Genomic DNA, 16,299 nt, shown 5'->3' with positions numbered 1-16,299 from the left:
GTGCGGCAGCAGTGCCGTTTGTAGCTGTGTCGTGGGTGGGCAGCACGAGCCATAAACGTCTGCTCGAGCCAGACCCTTTTTTCGCCGACCGAACCAGAGTAGCGGCGCCCACTGACAAAAGAATCTGACGAAATGGTGACAAACGGTCAACTTTAGGCCCTGACCTGCCCAAATCGGCCAGGATCCACACCGCCCCCACCGATCGGTGCGTTCGCCGCCCCGCCGCCCGCGGTCATCTTCTATCGTCGGTGAGGTGCTGGATCTGAACCGACTTCGCGCCGATATCCCGGCCTACGACAACGTCACCTGGCCGACGCCGGTATTCCTGGACAGCGCCGGATCGTCGCTGCCCCCGCGCGCGGTGCTCGACACGGTCACCGGGCACCTGCGCCGCGAGGCCGAGATCGGCGGCTATCGCGCCGCGAACGAGCGCCTGGACGATCTGGAGTCGGTCAAGATCGCCATCGCCACGCTCGTCAACGCCGACGCCTCGGCTATCGCGCTGAGCGACAGCGCAACCCGGGCGTGGACCGACTTCTTCTACGCGATCCCCCTGCAGGCCGGGGACCGGATCCTGATCTCCGGGGCGGACTATGCCAGCAATGCGATCGCCGCGCTGCAGCGCGCCCAGGCGACGGGGGCCGTCGTCGAGCAGATCCCCAGCGACGACACCGGCCAGCTCGACGTGGACGCGCTGGCAGCGATGCTCGACGAGCGGGTCAAGGTGGTGTCGCTGGTACACATTCCGACCAACGGGGGTCTGGTCAACCCGGTCGGGGAGGCCGCGCGCATCGCGCATCGGGTCGGCGCGCTGGTGCTGCTGGATGCCTGCCAGTCCGCCGGGCAGGTACCGCTGGACGTCGCCGAATTGGACGTCGACGCACTGTCCGCGACCGGGCGAAAGTGGCTGCGCGGGCCGCGCGGCACCGGATTCCTGTATGTGCGACCGGAATTGGCCGCGACCATGGAACCCACCCGGCTGGATCTGCACAGCGCGTCGTGGACGCGTCCGGACGAATATCGCCTAGCCGCCGACGCCAGCCGCTTCGAGCTGTGGGAATGCGATGTCGCCGCCCGCCTGGGCCTCGGGGCGGCCGTGCGGCACCTGCTCGAGCTGGGCCCCGACGACGTCTACGCGGCCATATCGGCGAACGCCGAGCAGCTGCGCAAGACGCTGGCGCAGATCCCGGGGGTGACCGTGCGGGATCTGGGCACCCGGCACGGCGGCATCGTCTCGTTCACCATCGAGGGCGCGATACCGGTCGACATCCGCGATCACCTACTGGCACAGGACATCACCGTCACCGTCAGCCACCGCGGCTCCACGCTGCTGGACATGTCCGCCCGCCGCCTCGACTCGGTGGTCCGCGCCTCCCCGCACTGCTTCGTCACCCCCGACGAACTCGACCGCTTCGTCGAGGCGGTGGCCGCTCTGGCCCCGGCCTGACGGTGCCCTTCGGACCTGCCCCGAGACCGCGATCGGGCGTACCGTCGAGGACACGGGGAAGATCGACAGCGAGGTGGCTGGCATGCGATCGGACGGGGATACCTGGGACATCGTCAGCAGCGTCGGACGCACCGCGCTGGGCGTGGCAACGTTTCGCGCCGTCGAGACCGAGCGGCGCGACCCGCTGATTCACGACGAGTTCGCCCGCTGGTTCGTCGAGGCGGCCGGGGAGCCGCGGTTCGCCGAGATCCTGACCGATCCGTCGGTAATCGACGAGCAAGACTTCTTCCTCCGCATGATGGGCCCGCGCACCCGCTATTTCGACGACTACTTCACCGACGCGGCGGCACACGGCGTGCGGCAGGCGGTGATCCTGGCCGCCGGGCTGGACGCGCGTGCATACCGCCTCGACTGGCTGGCCGGCGCCACCGTTTTCGAGATCGACAGGGATACGGTGCTGGAGTTCAAGAACAAGGTGCTGGGCGACCACGCCGCCGAGCCCCGGGCCGACCGGCGGACCGTGGCCGCCGATCTGCGCGAGAACTGGCCGGCCACACTGACCGCCGCCGGCTTCGACGCCGCGACGCCCACGGCCTGGCTGGCCGAGGGCCTGCTCCCGTATCTGCCTGGCGTGGCGCAGGATTCGCTGTTCGAACGGATCGATGAGCTGTCGGCCGGGGGCAGCCGGCTGGGCGCGCACAGCGGCCCCGCGGGCCCGGGCGATCTGCAGCGATTCCGCACGTTCATCGAGGCCCGCATGCAGGCCGGCCCGTGGGGCTCGGACGCACCGTTCGACCTCTGGTACGACGACGCGCGCGCGGACCCGATCGACTGGCTGGCCGAGCGCGGCTGGACGGTGCGCGGGATCACTGTGCCCGAGCTGTTCGCCTCCTACGACCGCCCGATGCCGGACATGCCCGATCTGCCCCCGGAACTCGCGGCGCTGCGCAACCGCGCGTCGTTCTGGACGGCCGAGAAGCAGCACGGGTAGTCGAACTCACCGCTGGTCACCGCACAAATAGCCCAGGCACATCCGGGTGACCTCGTCGCGCACCTGCTCGACCGATTCCGGGAAGCCCGTTCTCCGGGTGCCCGCATCCACCACGAGCGGGGCATTCATCGCGACGTGGAACGCGATCAGCAGCCCGCCGCCCCTGCGGATATCTTCCACTCGGGCCTACCTGTGCGCCCCGGCGTCGATGGGGTAGCGGGGGGCCAGGGTGGTGCGGTCCTTGAGATGGAAGTTCATGACCAGATCGTCGGCCACCTGGACCAGTTCGTCGCGGCCCTCCACGCGCCCGGCCCACGCCATCGGCAACGCGGACAGGCCGTGGACGGCGCCGAGGAGATTGCCCGCCACGGCGCCGGTGGAGTCGGAGTCGCCGGAGTGGTTGACCGAAAGCAGCAGCGCTCCACGCAGATCCGCGGTCCGCGCGGCCACCAGCGCGCAATACACCGCTACCGCAAGGCATTCCTCCGCGACCCAGCCCGCACCGACCTGCTCGACCCGCTCGGGCGAGGGCTCACCCTCGTCCGCCACGGTGACCGCGCGGCGCAACGCCGCCACGGTCTCGTCGGACGCGGGGCCACCCTCGATCTGAGCGATGGTGTGCTGCACCGCAACTCGCAACTCCACCCCGGCCAGCACGCGATCGATCAGGGCCGCGAACACGCCCGCCGCGAGGTAGCCCGTCGGATGACCGTGGGTGAGCTGCGCGCAGCGCGCGGCCATGGTGAACGCGAGGTCGGGCCCGAATCCGGCCAGCCCGAACGGCGCGGACCGCATCACCGTGCCACAGCCCTTGGAATCGGAGTTGACCGGGCCGCGCTCGCCGAGCTGCCCGGGAGCGCGATATTCCCGCTCCTGCAGGTCCAGGCCGGACATGCACGCCTGCCCCGGCGAGCGCCGGGCGTAGAGGAACGGATGGCTCGCCAGCCAGCCGTCGGAAGCCGGGCCGGGACCGTCCTCGCGCTGGGTCCGCAGCCAGCGCAGGTAGGCGTGCTGCAGCACCGGCGCCGGATCGACTCCCGGCGGCAGCCGCAGCAGCCCCTCGGCGGTGAACAGCGTCATCTGGGTGTCGTCGGTGATCTCTTGCGGCGCACCGGGATCGCGTCCCGGCAGGAAATCCTCGACGCCGCCGGGACCGTATCGTTCCCGAATCTGCTCCAGCTGAAGAAATTCGATCGGCCAGCCCAGCGCATCGCCGATCGCCCCGCCCAGCAGCGTGCCACGGACCCTGTCGAAAAGTTGCGTGTAATCCTGCACGGGACAGATCATCTCAGGTCTGGAGAAGTGAAATCCGCCTTACCGGCCTATCCCGGCAACTTTCCGGATATTTCCACGCGGTGCCCGGAGCCGCTGTCCCGCCTCCCCGCGCCTTCAGCGTGTCGTTGCATGCCAGGAGATTTGCTCGTCGGGCCGGCGGATGACGGCCTGCTCGAGGTGGGCCCGTCCCCGGTGAGTTACCCATGTTCTTACGAAATCAGTTGTTCCGTCTGGGCTCAGTGCAGCTGATTCTGCGCGGGCTCGAGCCCGACGCGCAATAGCAGTTCGACCGCGTCGGCGGCCTGTTCGACGACTACCGGAAGCTCTTTACGCTCGACGGTCGCGAACGGTTTGAGCACGTAGTCGGCCGGATCCTGGCGCCCCGGCGGGCGGCCGATACCGATGCGCACCCGCAGATAGTCCTTGGTGGTCAGCGCGCTGGACAGCGAACGCAGCCCGTTGTGGCCGCCCTCGCCGCCGCCGCGCTTGAGGCGGATGCTGCCGAAGGGCAGATCGAGCTCGTCGTGCACGGCGATCACCTCGGTCGGCGGCACCGAGAAGAACCGGGCCAGGGCGGCGACCGGGCGGCCCGAAAGATTCATGTACGAGCGCGGCTTGGCCAGCAGTATCTTGCGCCCGTCGAGCCGGGCCTCGAGCAGATCCGCGCCGGACTTCTTGTGCACAGTGAAACGGCCGCCGACGCGCTCGGCGAGCACGTCGGCGACCATGAAACCGATGTTGTGCCGGGTGCGCTCGTATTCGGATCCGGGATTACCCAGCCCGACCACGAGCGCGGGGCTCAGTTCGGCCATCGAAAAACCGTGGAACGCAGTCTTATTCGGCGCTCTCGCCCTCGGCAGCCTCGGCGCCCGCCTCGGCCTCGGCCGCCTCGGCGACGATGACGTTCACGATCAGCGTGTCGGCGTCGGCGGCCAGGGCGACGCCCTTGGGCAGCGCGATGGAACCGGCGGTGATCTGGGTGCCCGCCTCGACGCCCTCGACCGACACCTCGATCTGCTCGGGGATGTTCAGCGCATCGGCCTCGACCGACAGGGTGGTGGCCTCCTGGGCGACCCGGGTGCCCGGGGCGGCATCGCCGCTCACGACGACGGAAACGTCGGTGACGACCTTCTCGCCGCGCTTGACGATCAGCAGGTCGGCGTGCTCGATGTAGCGGCGGATCGGGTGCACGACCACGGACTTGGTCAGCGCGAACTGCTTGGTGCCCTCGATCTCCAGGTTCACCACGGCGTTGGTGCCGTGCTCACGCAGGATGGCGGCGAACGCCTGGGCGTTGATCGCCAGATGCTTGGGGGCCTCGCCGTGGCCATACAGCACGGCGGGAACATTGCCGTCGCGGCGAGTGCGGCGGGCGGCACCCTTGCCGAACTCGGTACGGACGGTGGCTTCGAGAAGGCTGGCGTCGGACATGACTGATGGGCTCCTACGGCTCTCCGGGCGGTTTTACCTAACTGGCCAGGGACTGCCCTGGCAAAGGGTCTGCTCGTCGGGCGAAGATACGAACGAGGACGGCCGGAAAGCCGAGCCGCGTCGATCACGGTGTGATGTACTTTCGTGCCTCACACCCTCGCCGAGACAACCTGAAGAGGATAGCACGAATCAGAAACGGCCCTGCACGGGCGGGGTACCGACACTCTGGGCCGAGTAGCGCCCGACGGTCCCGGCCCAATCATGCACCATCCCAACGATTCGCGCAGATCCTTTTGATGTTGCGAATGCCGGGAAAGTGCGTGCTCAGGCCGGACCGCCCCGGTCAAGTACGCTGAGGGGGTTGCCTACCCTGCTGAAGGAGCGTCCCCCCGTGAATTCCCCGTCCCCTAGCGCGACCACGTCCGGGCGCTTGGCGCAGGAAGTCGCGCGACGACGCACCTTCGCGGTGATCTCCCACCCCGACGCGGGCAAGTCCACGCTCACCGAGGCGCTGGCGCTGCACGCCAAGGTCATCTCCGAGGCGGGCGCCATCCACGGCAAGGCCGGGCGCAAGTCCACAGTCTCGGACTGGATGGAGATGGAGAAGGCGCGCGGCATCTCCGTCAGCTCGACCGCGCTGCAGTTCGAATACGGCGACTGCGTGATCAACCTGGTGGACACCCCCGGTCACTCCGATTTCTCCGAGGACACCTACCGGGTGCTGACCGCCGTCGATGCCGCGGTCATGCTCATCGACGCCGCCAAGGGCCTCGAGCCGCAAACCCTCAAGCTGTTCCAGGTGTGCCGGCACCGCGGCATCCCGGTAATCACCGTCATCAACAAGTGGGACCGCCCCGGCCGCGCGCCGCTGGAGCTGCTGGACGAGATCGCCGAGCGCATCGGCCTCACCCCGACCCCGCTGTTCCTGCCGGTCGGCATCGCCGGGGACTTCCGCGGCCTGCTGCGCCGTGGCGAGGAGGGCGCGGCCACCGAATACATCCACTTCACCCGGACCGCCGGCGGCGCGACCATCGCGCCGGAGGAGTCGTACGAGGTGGACGAGGCCGCCGCGCGCGAGGGCGAGGTATGGACCACCGCGGCCGAGGAGAGCGAACTGCTCTCGGCCACCGGGCAGGACCACGACCAGGAGATGTTCCTGGCCGGGCAGACCTCGCCGGTCATCTACGCCTCGGCGATGCTGAACTTCGGGGTGCGGCAGCTGCTCGAGACCCTCATGGCCCTGGCTCCCCCGCCCGGCCCCCGCGACGACGTGAACGGTTCCGCGCGCACGACCACCGACCCGTTCAGCGCGGTGGTGTTCAAGGTGCAGGCCGGGATGGACACCGCGCACCGCGACCGGCTGGCGTTCATGCGCATCGTGTCCGGCGAGTTCGAGCGCGGCATGGTCGTCACCCACGCCCAGACCGGGCGGCCCTTCGCGACCAAATACGCCCTGACCGTCTTCGGCCGCGAGCGCTCCACGGTCGACACCGCCTATCCGGGCGATGTGGTCGGCCTGGTGAACGCGACCGCGCTGGCCCCCGGGCACACGCTGTTCGTGGAGAAGAAGGTGGAATTCCCGCCGATCCCGTCCTTCGCGCCCGAGCATTTCGCGACGCTGCGCGCCCAGAGCGCGGGCAAGTACAAGCAGTTCCGCAAGGCCATCGACCAGTTGGACTCCGAGGGCGTGGTGCAGGTGCTGCGCAACGAGGGCCGTGGCGACGCCTCCCCTGTGCTGGCCGCGGTCGGCCCGATGCAGTTCGAGGTCGTCACCGCCCGCATGCAATCGGAATTCAACGTCGAGACGCAGCTGGACTTCCTGCCCTATCAGCTGGCCCGCCGCACCGACGCCGACTCCGCCCCCGAACTCGACCGCCAGCGCGGCGTGGAGGTCTTCACCCGCACCGACGGCGCGATCCTGGCCCTGTTCAGCGACAAGTGGCGGCTGCAGTACATCCAGAAGGAACTGCCGAAACTCACCCTCGAGCCCCTGGTCGCCACCGCCGACTAGGCACAGCCGGGAAGGATGCGCCGGCCTCCGCTGCCATGGGGTGAGGTGGAAGACCCCTCACCCCATGGTTTCCGCGGAGTCCGGGGGCTGGCCTTCCATGCCCGGTTCGCGGGCGATCAGGCCCCAGCGGCTGGAGGTCAGGCGCAGGCTCGGGAGGTCGGAGAGGGACAGGACCACCTCGTACGTGCGCTCGTAGCCGGTGTGCGAGATGCGCCACTGGCCGTCGGAGCACAGGACGTAGCGGTCGGAGTAGAACGCCGCGCCGCGCAGCAGCATGTTGTGGCCCGGGATGAGGACGGTGTCGGCCAGATACCAGGTGCCGGTGGCGGTGTCGCCCTCGACGTCGATCTCGGGATGGTCGCAGCGATGCTCGGTGATGACGTGCGGGCCCAGGGTGTTGCGCATGAACGCCAGGAACGCGTCGCGGGATTCGAACTGCAGGTATTCACTGTAGGTTGCGGTCGCGTCGGGGATCATCGTGTCGGCGAAGTCGTCCCAGGACTTCGTATCCAGCGCCCGCAGGTAGCGGAACTTCAGCCGGCTGATCGCGGAGACGGCATCGGAATCCATACCTCAACAATCCCATCAGAACACCCGGTTCTCCGTGATTTGGGAGATGTGTTACTGTTCCGCCTCTCCGCGACTTTAGCGTGCCGCTGCTGGCCACGCGCTTTGCTCCTCGGGCCGGCGGGTGACGGCCCGCTCCCGGTGGGCCCGTCCCCGGTGAGTTACCCATGTTCTTGCGAGATCAGTTGTCGCGTGGCCCCTGCGGGAGCCACGAAGAGATGGGGAGAGGTCAGGCGGGGGGCAGGCTGAAGCAGGTGCGGCAGAAATCCTCGCCGAATTCGGTCAGCCGCAGGCTCTTTCGCACGATCTTGGGCACTCGTCCGGCGGCCTTGAGGGCGGTCTCCACGATCGGCTGCACCTCGAGCACCATGTAGCGGCTCAGCAGCACCGGATCGTCGGAGTTCGCCAGCAGCCCGAGCCGGTTCAGGTTGATCAGGTAGTGCCGCGCGCGGTCGGGATACCGGACGCCCGCCTGTTCGGGCACCGAGGTCAGATCCCCGGCCACCAGTTCGGATCCGATGCCCAGCGGGCGGTTGGTGCGCACGTCCACCGACGGCTGCGGGCCGTTCTGCGCCATGAACCGCAGAATGCGCGCCTCGTCGGGGGCGAGCTGATCCAGAATGCGGTCGTAGGCCGGATGCACCTCCTCGGTGAAATACACATCCGCCGACCGCGCCAGCAGCGCATCGCCGCGCCGCCGCAGCTCGTCCATCGTCGCCGAGCGCACATAGCCACCGGTAATCGCCTGCGGCTGATGGCCGTTCGACGTGGGCACGTAGCTGACGATCTCGCGCACCGACCCCTCGGTGACCCCCAGCACACTGCGGGCGATCGACTGCAGCGCCGCGCCGGTGCGTTCGGCGATGTCGGCCGACGAATCGCCGTCCAGTGCCGCCTGGGTGATCTGCTTGGTGACCTCGAAGGTGGTGCCCACGGCCCACTGCCCGCTGCGCACCGCCGTCCCCGCCGCCAGCCCGGCGGCGCGGAAGACGCCGCGAATCAGCCGCGCCTCGTTGCTGATCTGCCGCTGCTCCACATCCGAGCTGCGCTCCACGGATCGGGACCCGGGGCGGACCACCTCGTGTCCGGTCCTGTCGTCTGCCACGTCATTCTCCGAACCTCGCCAGGTGAACGAAACCGCCCACAGATTATCGCCGGGAGGCCGCCGCGCCCGCGTCCGGGGAGGCCACCGCGTGGCGGGTGTGACTGGGGTCTCTGCGCGAAAGTCTTTCATCTCGGCGCGCCGTGGGCCACATTCGGCGTCAAAGTGGATCCTTATCGCAAATTCGCAGTAAGGTCCAGCATGCCGACGGGGTACTTTGAGGTACCGGTGAGGCGGCGGTCACCGGTACGGGTTCGGCAGGAGGGTGTCGTGCTAGTCAGTTTCTTTCATATCGAGCCGTCCATCCTGATGGAACTGATCACGATCCCGTTGTTCACCGGCATCATCGGCTACATCACCAACTGGACCGGCGTCCTGATGCTGTTCAAGCCACTTGCCTTCCACGGCATTTCGGTGCCGGGGCTGAAATCACTGTTCCACTTCCTGCCCAAACGAGTTCAGGTGCTGCCGTTGTTGCGGTATGACGGCCGAATGGGCTGGCAGGGCATCGTGCCCTCGCGCGCGGACAAGATGGCCTCCATCGCCGTGGACAAGGGCCTGGCCAAGCTCGGCAGCGTCAGCGATTTCTACCGCGAGCTCGAGCCCGACGCCCTGGCCGAACACCTCACCACCCTGGCCGAGGAGCAGATCCGCGACATCGTCGAGGAAATCGCGCGCCGCGAGCATCCCCAGCTCTGGTTCAATCTGCCCACCCCGGTCCGGGAGATGGTGCACGAACGGGTGCGCGAGCAACTTCCCGAGGTGCTGCGCGATCTGACCGTCGAGCTGGGCACCAACATCGAGCAGCTGCTCGATGTCAAGCAGATGGTGATCCGCTATTTCCAGACCCGCCCGCAGCTGCTCAACACGGTATTTCAGGTCCTGGGCGCCAAGGAACTGCGATTCATGCAGAATTTCGGCTTCTACTTCGGCGCGCCGATGGGTGCGGTGCTGGTCGCCATCCTGCATCTGACGCATTGGTCGCCGCTGGCGGTGCTGCCGATCGGTGGGGTGGTGATCGGCTGGGTGGTGAACTGGATCGGCATCAACATGATCTTCGCCCCGGCCCAGCCGAAATGGTGGTGCCCGTGGCGGCAAGGCCTGTTGATCAAGCGCCAGCCCGAAATCACCGAGGGCTATGCGGAATTGGTGGCGACCCAGATCATCACGATCGCCAACGTCGGCGACGAACTGCTGAACGGGCCGCGCTCGGACCGGACCATGCAGGTGCTCGAGGACACCCTCCGCCCGGCCACCGACCGCGCGCTGGGGCCCGTGCGCGCACCGTTCAAATTCATGATCGGCAACCGCGACTACGAGAATTTGCAGGACAGCTTCGCCGACAAGGCCAAGAGCCTGGCGCCGGTCGCCTTCGCCGATCCGGCCTTCAACGCCCAGCAGAGCACCCAGGTCAGCCGGTACATCGCCAAGCAGATGGCGGCGCTGTCACCGGAGAACTTCGTGGACATGCTGCGCGCGGCGATCAAGCAGGACGAGTGGCTGCTGTTCGTGCACGGCGGCGCGCTCGGCTTGATCGCCGGCTACGCCCACCTGCTGATCTTCGGCTCGGACGTGGCCAAGGTCTGGCTGTGACCGTCGGCTCCACACGGCGCGAAGAACTCCGCGACTTCCTGCGAAACCGGCGCGCCCGGCTCGCGCCCGAGGACGTCGGGCTGTCCTCGGCCGGGCGGCGGCGCACGCCCGGATTGCGGCGTGAAGAGGTGGCTCTGACGGCCGGGGTCGGAGTGTCCTGGTACACGTGGCTCGAGCAGGGCCGCGACATCAGCGTCTCGGCCGATGTGCTCGATGCTGTCGCCCGGGCCCTGCGGCTGGACGGGCCGGAGCGGGCGCATTTGTATGTGCTGGCTGGAATGAATCCGCCACTGCCGGGCGAAGATTCGCCCACCGCGATTACCCCGGAGATCCGCCAGGTGCTCGACGCCTGGGAGCCGCGGCCCGCGGTGCTGCGAGATCGGTACTGGAATGTGCTGGCGTTCAACGACTCCGCGCGGTCCGTGTTCGGATACGGTGGCACCGGGAACAATTGCCTGGTCACCTACTTCACCAACCCGTGCTACACCGCGATGCGCGAATTCTGGGCGGCCGAGGCGCCGGCGGTGGTGGCCGCGTATCGCGCGGATGCCGCGCGCGCCCCCGAGGATCCCGAATTCCGCAGGGTGGTAGACGATCTCCGCGATCTGAGTCCCGAATTCGCGCGGCTGTGGGACCGCCACGAGGTCGGCGTCGCCGCGCAGGCGATCAACGCGCTGCGGCATCCCGAAGCCGGGGAACTGTTCTTCGACGCCACCACGCTCACGGTCGCCGACCACCCGTGCTGGCATCTGGTGCTCTATCACCCGCACGCCGGGACCGCGACCGTAGAGCGGCTGGACGGTCTGCGACGCCTGCGCCTGGCCGCACCCCGGCTGGCCTGAGCCGGGTGGTGCCACACCCACGATAAGTCCGCTCTGTTTGCCGCGTGCGAGCGTCGGCAGGCTGAAAGCATGACGCACAACAATTCTCGATTCGACGGCAAGATCGCCCTCGTCACCGGCGGTACCAGCGGGATGGGGCTGGCCACGGCGCGGCGGCTGCGGGCCGAGGGCGCCCGGGTGATCATCACCGGCCGCGACAGGGTCCGGCTGGACGACGCGGCCGCGCAGCTCGGCGAGGGCGCTGCCGGAATTGCGGGCGATGCCACCGATCTCGCCGATCTGGACGCGCTGTTCGAGATGGTCCGGGAGCGTTTCGGCCGGTTGGATGCGGTCTTCGCGAACGCCGGTATCGGCGCGTTCCAGCCCGCCGATACCGTCACCGAGACCGAGTTCTATCGAGTCGTGGACGCCAACTTCAAGAGCGTCTACTTCACCATCCAGAAATCGCTTCCGCTGCTGCCGGATCGGGCCGCGGTGGTGATCAACGCGTCCTTCGCGGTGCATCGCGGCGCGCCCGCCACCGCTCTCTACTCGGCGAGCAAGGCGGCCGTGCACAATCTGGCGCGGACCTTCGCCGCAGAGCTGGCGCCCCGGCGAATTCGAGTCAACTCGGTGAGTCCCGGCTACATCGACACCCCCGCGTACCGGGCGGAGGTGTCCGAACAGGCGCATGACGCGGCAGGCACTCTCGTGGCGGCGGGCCGGGTCGGCACGGCCGAGGAGGTCGCCGCCGCCGTGGCATTTCTGCTCTCGGACGAGGCGAGCTACGTCAACGGGCAGGACCTTCTGATCGACGGCGGGCTCGTCAACGCCATTCCCGCCACCATGATCTAGGTACCAGCGCCTGGCTAGCCGACCTCTTCGGCGAGCTCGAGCCAGCGCTCCTCGGTGGAGTCCTTCTCCGCCTGCACCTGTTTGAGCTCGACGCCGAGGGTGACCAGCCGATCCGGATCGGTGGCGGCCTCGGCCAGGGCCGTGTGCAGGCGCTCCTCGCGCTCGGTGAGCTTCTCCAGGGCCCGTTCCAGGCGGGAGAACTCCTTGCGGGCGGCCCGGTAGGCGGCCGAATCCGTCGCGGGGGCGGGCGAATTCGCCGAGGCGGCCGCCGAACCGCCCGCGGCCGGGGCACGTCCCGCCCCAGCGAGCGCCGCGCGCCTGCGCAGGTACTCCTCGATGCCACCCGGCAGGTTGGTGAGTTTGCCGTCGCCGAACAGCGCCCAGGTGGAGTCGCAGATGCGCTCGATCAGGTAGCGGTCGTGGCTGATCACCACCAGAGTGCCCGCCCAGCCGTCGAGCAGGTCCTCGAGCTGCTGCAGGGTGTCGATGTCCAGGTCGTTGGTGGGCTCGTCGAGCAGCAGCACATTCGGCTCGGCCATGAGGATCCGGGTGAGCTGCAGCCGGCGGCGCTCGCCACCGGACAGGTCCCGCACCGGGGTGCGCTGCTTGGCGGGCGAAAATCCCAGCCGCTCCGCCATCTGACCGGCGCTGACCTCCTTGTCGCCGAGCATGATTCGCTCGGCGACATCGGAGATCGCCTCCAGCACACGCATATTCACGGGCAGGTCGTCGAGTTCCTGGCGCAGCCAGCCGATCCGGATGGTCTGGCCCTGGATCCGCTTGCCGACGGCCGGATCCGCGTCACCGGCCAGCGCGCGCAACAGGGTGGTCTTGCCCGAGCCGTTCACCCCGACCAGGCCGACGCGTTCGCCGGGCGCCAGGCGCCAGGTCAGGTCGTGCACGAGTTCGCGACCATCGGGAGTGGCGAGCGTGAGGTCCTCGAGCTCGATCACCACGCGGCCCAGGCGCTTTCGGGCGAACGCGGCCAGCTCCACGGTGTCGCGCGGGGCGGGCACGTCGGCGATCAGCGCCTCGGCCGCCTCGACCCGATACCGCGGCTTGGAGGTGCGGGCCTGCGGGCCGCGGCGCAGCCAGGCCAGCTCCTTGCGCGCGAGGTTGCGACGGCGAGCCTCGGTGGCATCGGCCTGGCGGGCGCGTTCGGCGCGGGCGAAGATCCAATCGTTGTAGCCGCCCTCGTAGCTTTCGACCTTGCCGCCCACCACCTCCCAGGTGCGGGTGGCGACGGTATCCAGGAACCAGCGATCGTGGGTGACGACCACCAGCGCGCTGCGACGGGCCAGCAGGTGCTCGGCCAGCCACTGCACGCCCTCGACATCGAGGTGGTTCGTGGGCTCGTCCAGGACCAGCAGGTCCAGCTCGCGCACCAGGGCGGCGGCGAGCGCGACGCGGCGGCGCTCGCCGCCGGACAGGTTCTCGACCGGGGAGTCCATGCCGAGATCGGCGATGCCGATGCCCTCGATGACGTTACGGATGCGCGCGTTGGACGCCCACTCGTGCTCGGCGACACCGTCGGTCATCTGGTCATCGGCCAGCCCCGCCAGCACCACATCCCCGACCGTGGCGGTCGCGGGCAGCGAACCGCGTTGGGTGACCACCGCCATGCGCAGGCCGTTCACCCGGCTCACCCGCCCGCCGTCGGGCTCCTCGATCCCGGTCAGCACCTCCAGCAGCGTCGTCTTGCCGCCGCCGTTGAGGCCGACGACCCCGATCCGCTCCCCCTCCTGCACACCGAGCGAGACGTCGTCGAGCAGCGGCGTGATGCCGAAACTCTTGCTGACCTGTTCCAGGTTGATCAGGTTGACCATGGATCCTCTGTGTCGTCGATGAGTGCCCGAACCAGCGTACTGTTCCGCTGCCGCAGGCTCCTCGGCAGTGGATGTGAACGAGGTTCGCCCGAATCCGAACCGCATCCGTGCTCGCTCGTCGACGGACCGTCCGGGCGCCCGGTGGCGCGACCGCAGACCGCGGCGGGATGCCGGTGATGCCGCGCGGTCGGGTCCGACCGGAACTGCGCCCGGCCTTACCGCAGATCACTCAGTGCGACAACGGTATTCACCCAGGGTAATTCGTCCAGCACCACGGCCGCCGATCCGCCGTCGAGCACGATGGCATGCAGATCCTCGATCGGTTCGCCGTCTAGTTCGGCCGTGGCGCCCGGGCCCGTGAACAGGTGCGTCACCCATTCCTGCGCCAGGACGTCGGCTAGCTCACCGGCGGGCGCGGACGTGGTCACGATCGTGGCGCCGACGGCACCCGCGGCGGCGACCTCGACGACCGTGGCCAGGTCACCGGCGCCGCCGTGGCGCAGCGTGCGTGATTCGAAGGTCAGCCCGGTGCGCGCGCAGCAGCGATTGACCAGCACCGCGAGCTCGTCGAAGGTCACCGTCTCGCCCGCGAGGAAGGCCGGATCCTCGCCGGCCAGATCGCGCGTGCGGTCCGCGTAGGTCACCGGGCGCGGGGACGCGGCGGCGATCTCGGCGGCGAGCGCCGGGTCGTCGAGGCGGAGCCATTCGGCCGGGCGTGCCGCCGCGGTGTCCTCGGCGGCATCGTCCGGGCCCGAGATCAGGCCGAGCGCGACGCCCACCGGGCTCGCAACGGCCGCGCCGTCCGGCACCACCGCCGCGCCCGCGGCCAGGATCGCCCAGATCGCGACGACCGAATCGACGCCTCCACCGAGCCGCACCGCGACACCCGTGCCGGGACCGCAACCCCGCCCGATCAGCACCCGCGCCAGCCTGGACGCGCGTGCCTGCAGGGTCGCGTAGCTGATCTCGTCGTCACCCGAGGCCACTGCCGGACCGTCGGGGTCGTCCTCCGCGATCGCCGCCAGCGCCTGGCTGAACGCGGTGCCGCGGGAGATGGCGGTCGCACTGTCGACCGCGGCGGTCTGGCCGTCGGGAGCCTCCGCCTCGATCACCGCTGCGGGCTGGGTGGCCGCTATCCCGGCGTCGAGCAGATCTATCTCGCCGATCAGCACGCCCGGGACGGCGGCCACCGCGGCGAACACACCCTCCAGCGCGCGCCCGAGGGCCTGCATCGTGGTGTCGTCGAACAGATCGGTGGCGTAGTTGAGCGCGACGGCGAGTTCGCCCGGCGAGCCGTCGGCCGCGCGCTGCGGCTCCACGATCACCTGCAGATCGAACTTGGCCACCACCGCGTCCGTATCGACGGGCGCCACGGTCAGCCCCGGCAGTTCCAGCACCGGCTGCGTCGCATTCTGGAACGACAGCATCACCTGGAAGAGCGAGTTCTGCTCGTGGGCGCGGCCACCGGTCACCACCTCCGCGACTCGCTCGAACGGGATGTCGGCGTTGGCGAACGCCGACAGGTCGGTCTCGCGGGCCTGGTCGACCAGGTCGGCGAAGCTCCCTTCCGGGGTGACCGTGGTGCGCAGCACGAGAGTGTTGACGAACATGCCGACCAGGTCGTCCAGGGCGCGTTCACCACGTCCGGCGACGGGCGTCCCGACCGCGATCTCCACGCCGCCGCTGACCCGGGCCAGCATCGCGGACAGCGCCGCGTGCACAACCATGAACAGCGACGACTTGTGTTCGCGGGCAATGTCGATCAGCCCGGAATGCACCTGCGCCGGCAGGGCGAATACGGTCCTGGCGCCGCGCAGAGAGGCCACTGCCGGGCGGGGGCGATCGGTCGCGAGCCGGGCCGGCAAGCCGGCAAGCCGTTCGCGCCAATACGCCAATTGCCGTGCCGCGACGGAATTCTCGTCGCTGTCCTCGCCGATCACCTCGCGCTGCCACACCGCGTAATCCGCGTACTGGATTTCCAATGGCGCCCACCCGGGTTCGCCGCCCACACTTCTGGCGAGGTAGGCGGTGACCAGGTCGCGCGCCAGCGGGGCAAGCGATTCGGCATCGCCGGCGATGTGATGAACCACCATCGCCAGCAGGTGATCCCGGCCGTTCCGCAGCAGCAGTGCGCGCACCGGAACCTGCTGGGTCACATCGAATCCCGTGGATATCAGCGCGCCGATCCGGGCGATCGGGTCGGCTGCGGGCTCTACGACCAGACCACCCGGCAGAGCGTCGGCGACGGGCAGGATCTGCTGATAGGGCAACCCGCCCAGACCATCCGCGGGATACCGCGTCCGCAACGACTCGTGCCGCTCCAGCACATCGCCCACCGCCGCCCGCAACGCCTCCACATCCAGCTCACCGGTCAACCGAA

14 protein-coding genes are annotated in these 16,299 nt (G+C 69.1%); 6 read left to right on the top strand and 8 right to left on the bottom strand.

Going from position 1 to position 16,299, the window contains the following annotated elements; all coding sequences use genetic code 11:
* Positions 1–253 precede the first annotated feature (253 nt).
* The gene (locus KO481_RS38805; protein ID WP_215923548.1) at positions 254–1,447 is read left to right on the top strand and encodes an aminotransferase class V-fold PLP-dependent enzyme; all 1,194 of its coding nucleotides are present in this window, start codon (positions 254–256) and stop codon (positions 1,445–1,447) included.
* Positions 1,448–1,529: 82 nt separating this feature from the next.
* Positions 1,530–2,438 carry an SAM-dependent methyltransferase gene (locus KO481_RS38800; RefSeq protein ID WP_215923547.1) on the top strand — a complete coding sequence of 303 codons (909 nt, stop codon included), beginning with the start codon at positions 1,530–1,532 and terminating at the stop codon, positions 2,436–2,438.
* A gap of 6 nt (positions 2,439–2,444) precedes the next feature.
* Here the strand turns inward: KO481_RS38800 and KO481_RS38795 are convergent, their stop codons facing one another.
* The 4 genes from KO481_RS38795 to KO481_RS38780 all read right to left on the bottom strand — a co-directional run bounded on the left by KO481_RS38795 (position 2,445) and on the right by KO481_RS38780 (position 5,144).
* Entirely contained in the window at positions 2,445–2,618 is a 174-nt protein-coding gene (locus KO481_RS38795) for a hypothetical protein (protein WP_215923546.1), read from the bottom strand.
* 6 nt (positions 2,619–2,624) lie between these two features.
* The gene (locus tag KO481_RS38790) at positions 2,625–3,713 is read right to left on the bottom strand and encodes an ADP-ribosylglycohydrolase family protein (protein ID WP_215923545.1); all 1,089 of its coding nucleotides are present in this window, start codon (positions 3,711–3,713) and stop codon (positions 2,625–2,627) included.
* Between the two features lie 236 nt (positions 3,714–3,949).
* The gene (gene pth / locus KO481_RS38785; RefSeq protein ID WP_215923544.1) at positions 3,950–4,525 is read right to left on the bottom strand and encodes an aminoacyl-tRNA hydrolase; all 576 of its coding nucleotides are present in this window, start codon (positions 4,523–4,525) and stop codon (positions 3,950–3,952) included.
* 22 nt (positions 4,526–4,547) lie between these two features.
* Positions 4,548–5,144: a 50S ribosomal protein L25/general stress protein Ctc gene (locus tag KO481_RS38780; RefSeq protein WP_215923543.1), complete on the bottom strand. Its 597-nt coding sequence runs from the start codon at positions 5,142–5,144 to the stop codon at positions 4,548–4,550.
* A gap of 373 nt (positions 5,145–5,517) precedes the next feature.
* Between KO481_RS38780 and KO481_RS38775 the strand changes: the two genes are divergently transcribed.
* The gene (locus KO481_RS38775) at positions 5,518–7,155 is read left to right on the top strand and encodes a peptide chain release factor 3 (RefSeq protein ID WP_372452183.1); all 1,638 of its coding nucleotides are present in this window, start codon (positions 5,518–5,520) and stop codon (positions 7,153–7,155) included.
* A 57-nt stretch (positions 7,156–7,212) separates the two neighbouring features.
* Here KO481_RS38775 and KO481_RS38770 read toward each other — a convergent pair whose 3' ends face one another.
* Together KO481_RS38770 and KO481_RS43720 are read right to left on the bottom strand one after the other, a co-directional pair.
* The gene (locus KO481_RS38770; RefSeq protein WP_215923541.1) at positions 7,213–7,725 is read right to left on the bottom strand and encodes a nuclear transport factor 2 family protein; all 513 of its coding nucleotides are present in this window, start codon (positions 7,723–7,725) and stop codon (positions 7,213–7,215) included.
* A gap of 226 nt (positions 7,726–7,951) precedes the next feature.
* Positions 7,952–8,827, bottom strand: coding sequence for a DUF4393 domain-containing protein (locus KO481_RS43720; RefSeq protein WP_308166949.1), 876 nt, complete (start codon positions 8,825–8,827; stop codon positions 7,952–7,954).
* Between the two features lie 267 nt (positions 8,828–9,094).
* Here KO481_RS43720 and KO481_RS38760 point away from each other — a divergent pair, with 267 nt between their 5' ends.
* From KO481_RS38760 to KO481_RS38750, 3 genes are all read left to right on the top strand, one after another.
* The gene (locus KO481_RS38760) at positions 9,095–10,417 is read left to right on the top strand and encodes a DUF445 domain-containing protein (RefSeq protein WP_308166948.1); all 1,323 of its coding nucleotides are present in this window, start codon (positions 9,095–9,097) and stop codon (positions 10,415–10,417) included.
* Positions 10,414–11,259 (top strand): helix-turn-helix transcriptional regulator, encoded by an 846-nt coding sequence (locus tag KO481_RS38755; protein ID WP_215923540.1) that lies wholly within the window; start codon positions 10,414–10,416, stop codon positions 11,257–11,259. Before KO481_RS38760 ends, KO481_RS38755 begins: the two co-directional genes overlap by 4 nt.
* 69 nt (positions 11,260–11,328) lie before the next feature.
* The gene (locus KO481_RS38750; RefSeq protein WP_215923539.1) at positions 11,329–12,093 is read left to right on the top strand and encodes a glucose 1-dehydrogenase; all 765 of its coding nucleotides are present in this window, start codon (positions 11,329–11,331) and stop codon (positions 12,091–12,093) included.
* A 14-nt stretch (positions 12,094–12,107) separates the two neighbouring features.
* Here KO481_RS38750 and KO481_RS38745 read toward each other — a convergent pair whose 3' ends face one another.
* Positions 12,108–13,919 (bottom strand): ABC-F family ATP-binding cassette domain-containing protein, encoded by a 1,812-nt coding sequence (locus KO481_RS38745; protein ID WP_215923538.1) that lies wholly within the window; start codon positions 13,917–13,919, stop codon positions 12,108–12,110.
* Positions 13,920–14,134: 215 nt separating this feature from the next.
* A partial coding sequence (locus KO481_RS38740; protein WP_215923537.1) for a condensation domain-containing protein occupies positions 14,135–16,299 on the bottom strand: 2,165 nt, incomplete at its 5' end.

The sequence above is a fragment of the Nocardia albiluteola genome, from assembly GCF_018860155.1.
Classification (GTDB): Bacteria; Actinomycetota; Actinomycetes; order Mycobacteriales; family Mycobacteriaceae; genus Nocardia; species Nocardia albiluteola.
This window is presented reverse-complemented; position numbering and strand designations above follow the sequence as displayed.

Bases quoted from the DNA above. Each gene is read 5' to 3' on its own strand.
- pth (WP_215923544.1), bottom strand. From the start codon at position 4,525: ATGGCCGAACTGAGCCCCGCGCTCGTGGTCGGGCTGGGTAATCCCGGA.
- KO481_RS38750 (WP_215923539.1), top strand. From the start codon at position 11,329: ATGACGCACAACAATTCTCGATTCGACGGCAAGATCGCCCTCGTCACC.
- KO481_RS38780 (WP_215923543.1), bottom strand. From the start codon at position 5,144: ATGTCCGACGCCAGCCTTCTCGAAGCCACCGTCCGTACCGAGTTCGGC.
- KO481_RS38800 (WP_215923547.1), top strand. From the start codon at position 1,530: ATGCGATCGGACGGGGATACCTGGGACATCGTCAGCAGCGTCGGACGC.
- KO481_RS38745 (WP_215923538.1), bottom strand. From the start codon at position 13,919: ATGGTCAACCTGATCAACCTGGAACAGGTCAGCAAGAGTTTCGGCATC.
- KO481_RS38770 (WP_215923541.1), bottom strand. From the start codon at position 7,725: ATGGATTCCGATGCCGTCTCCGCGATCAGCCGGCTGAAGTTCCGCTAC.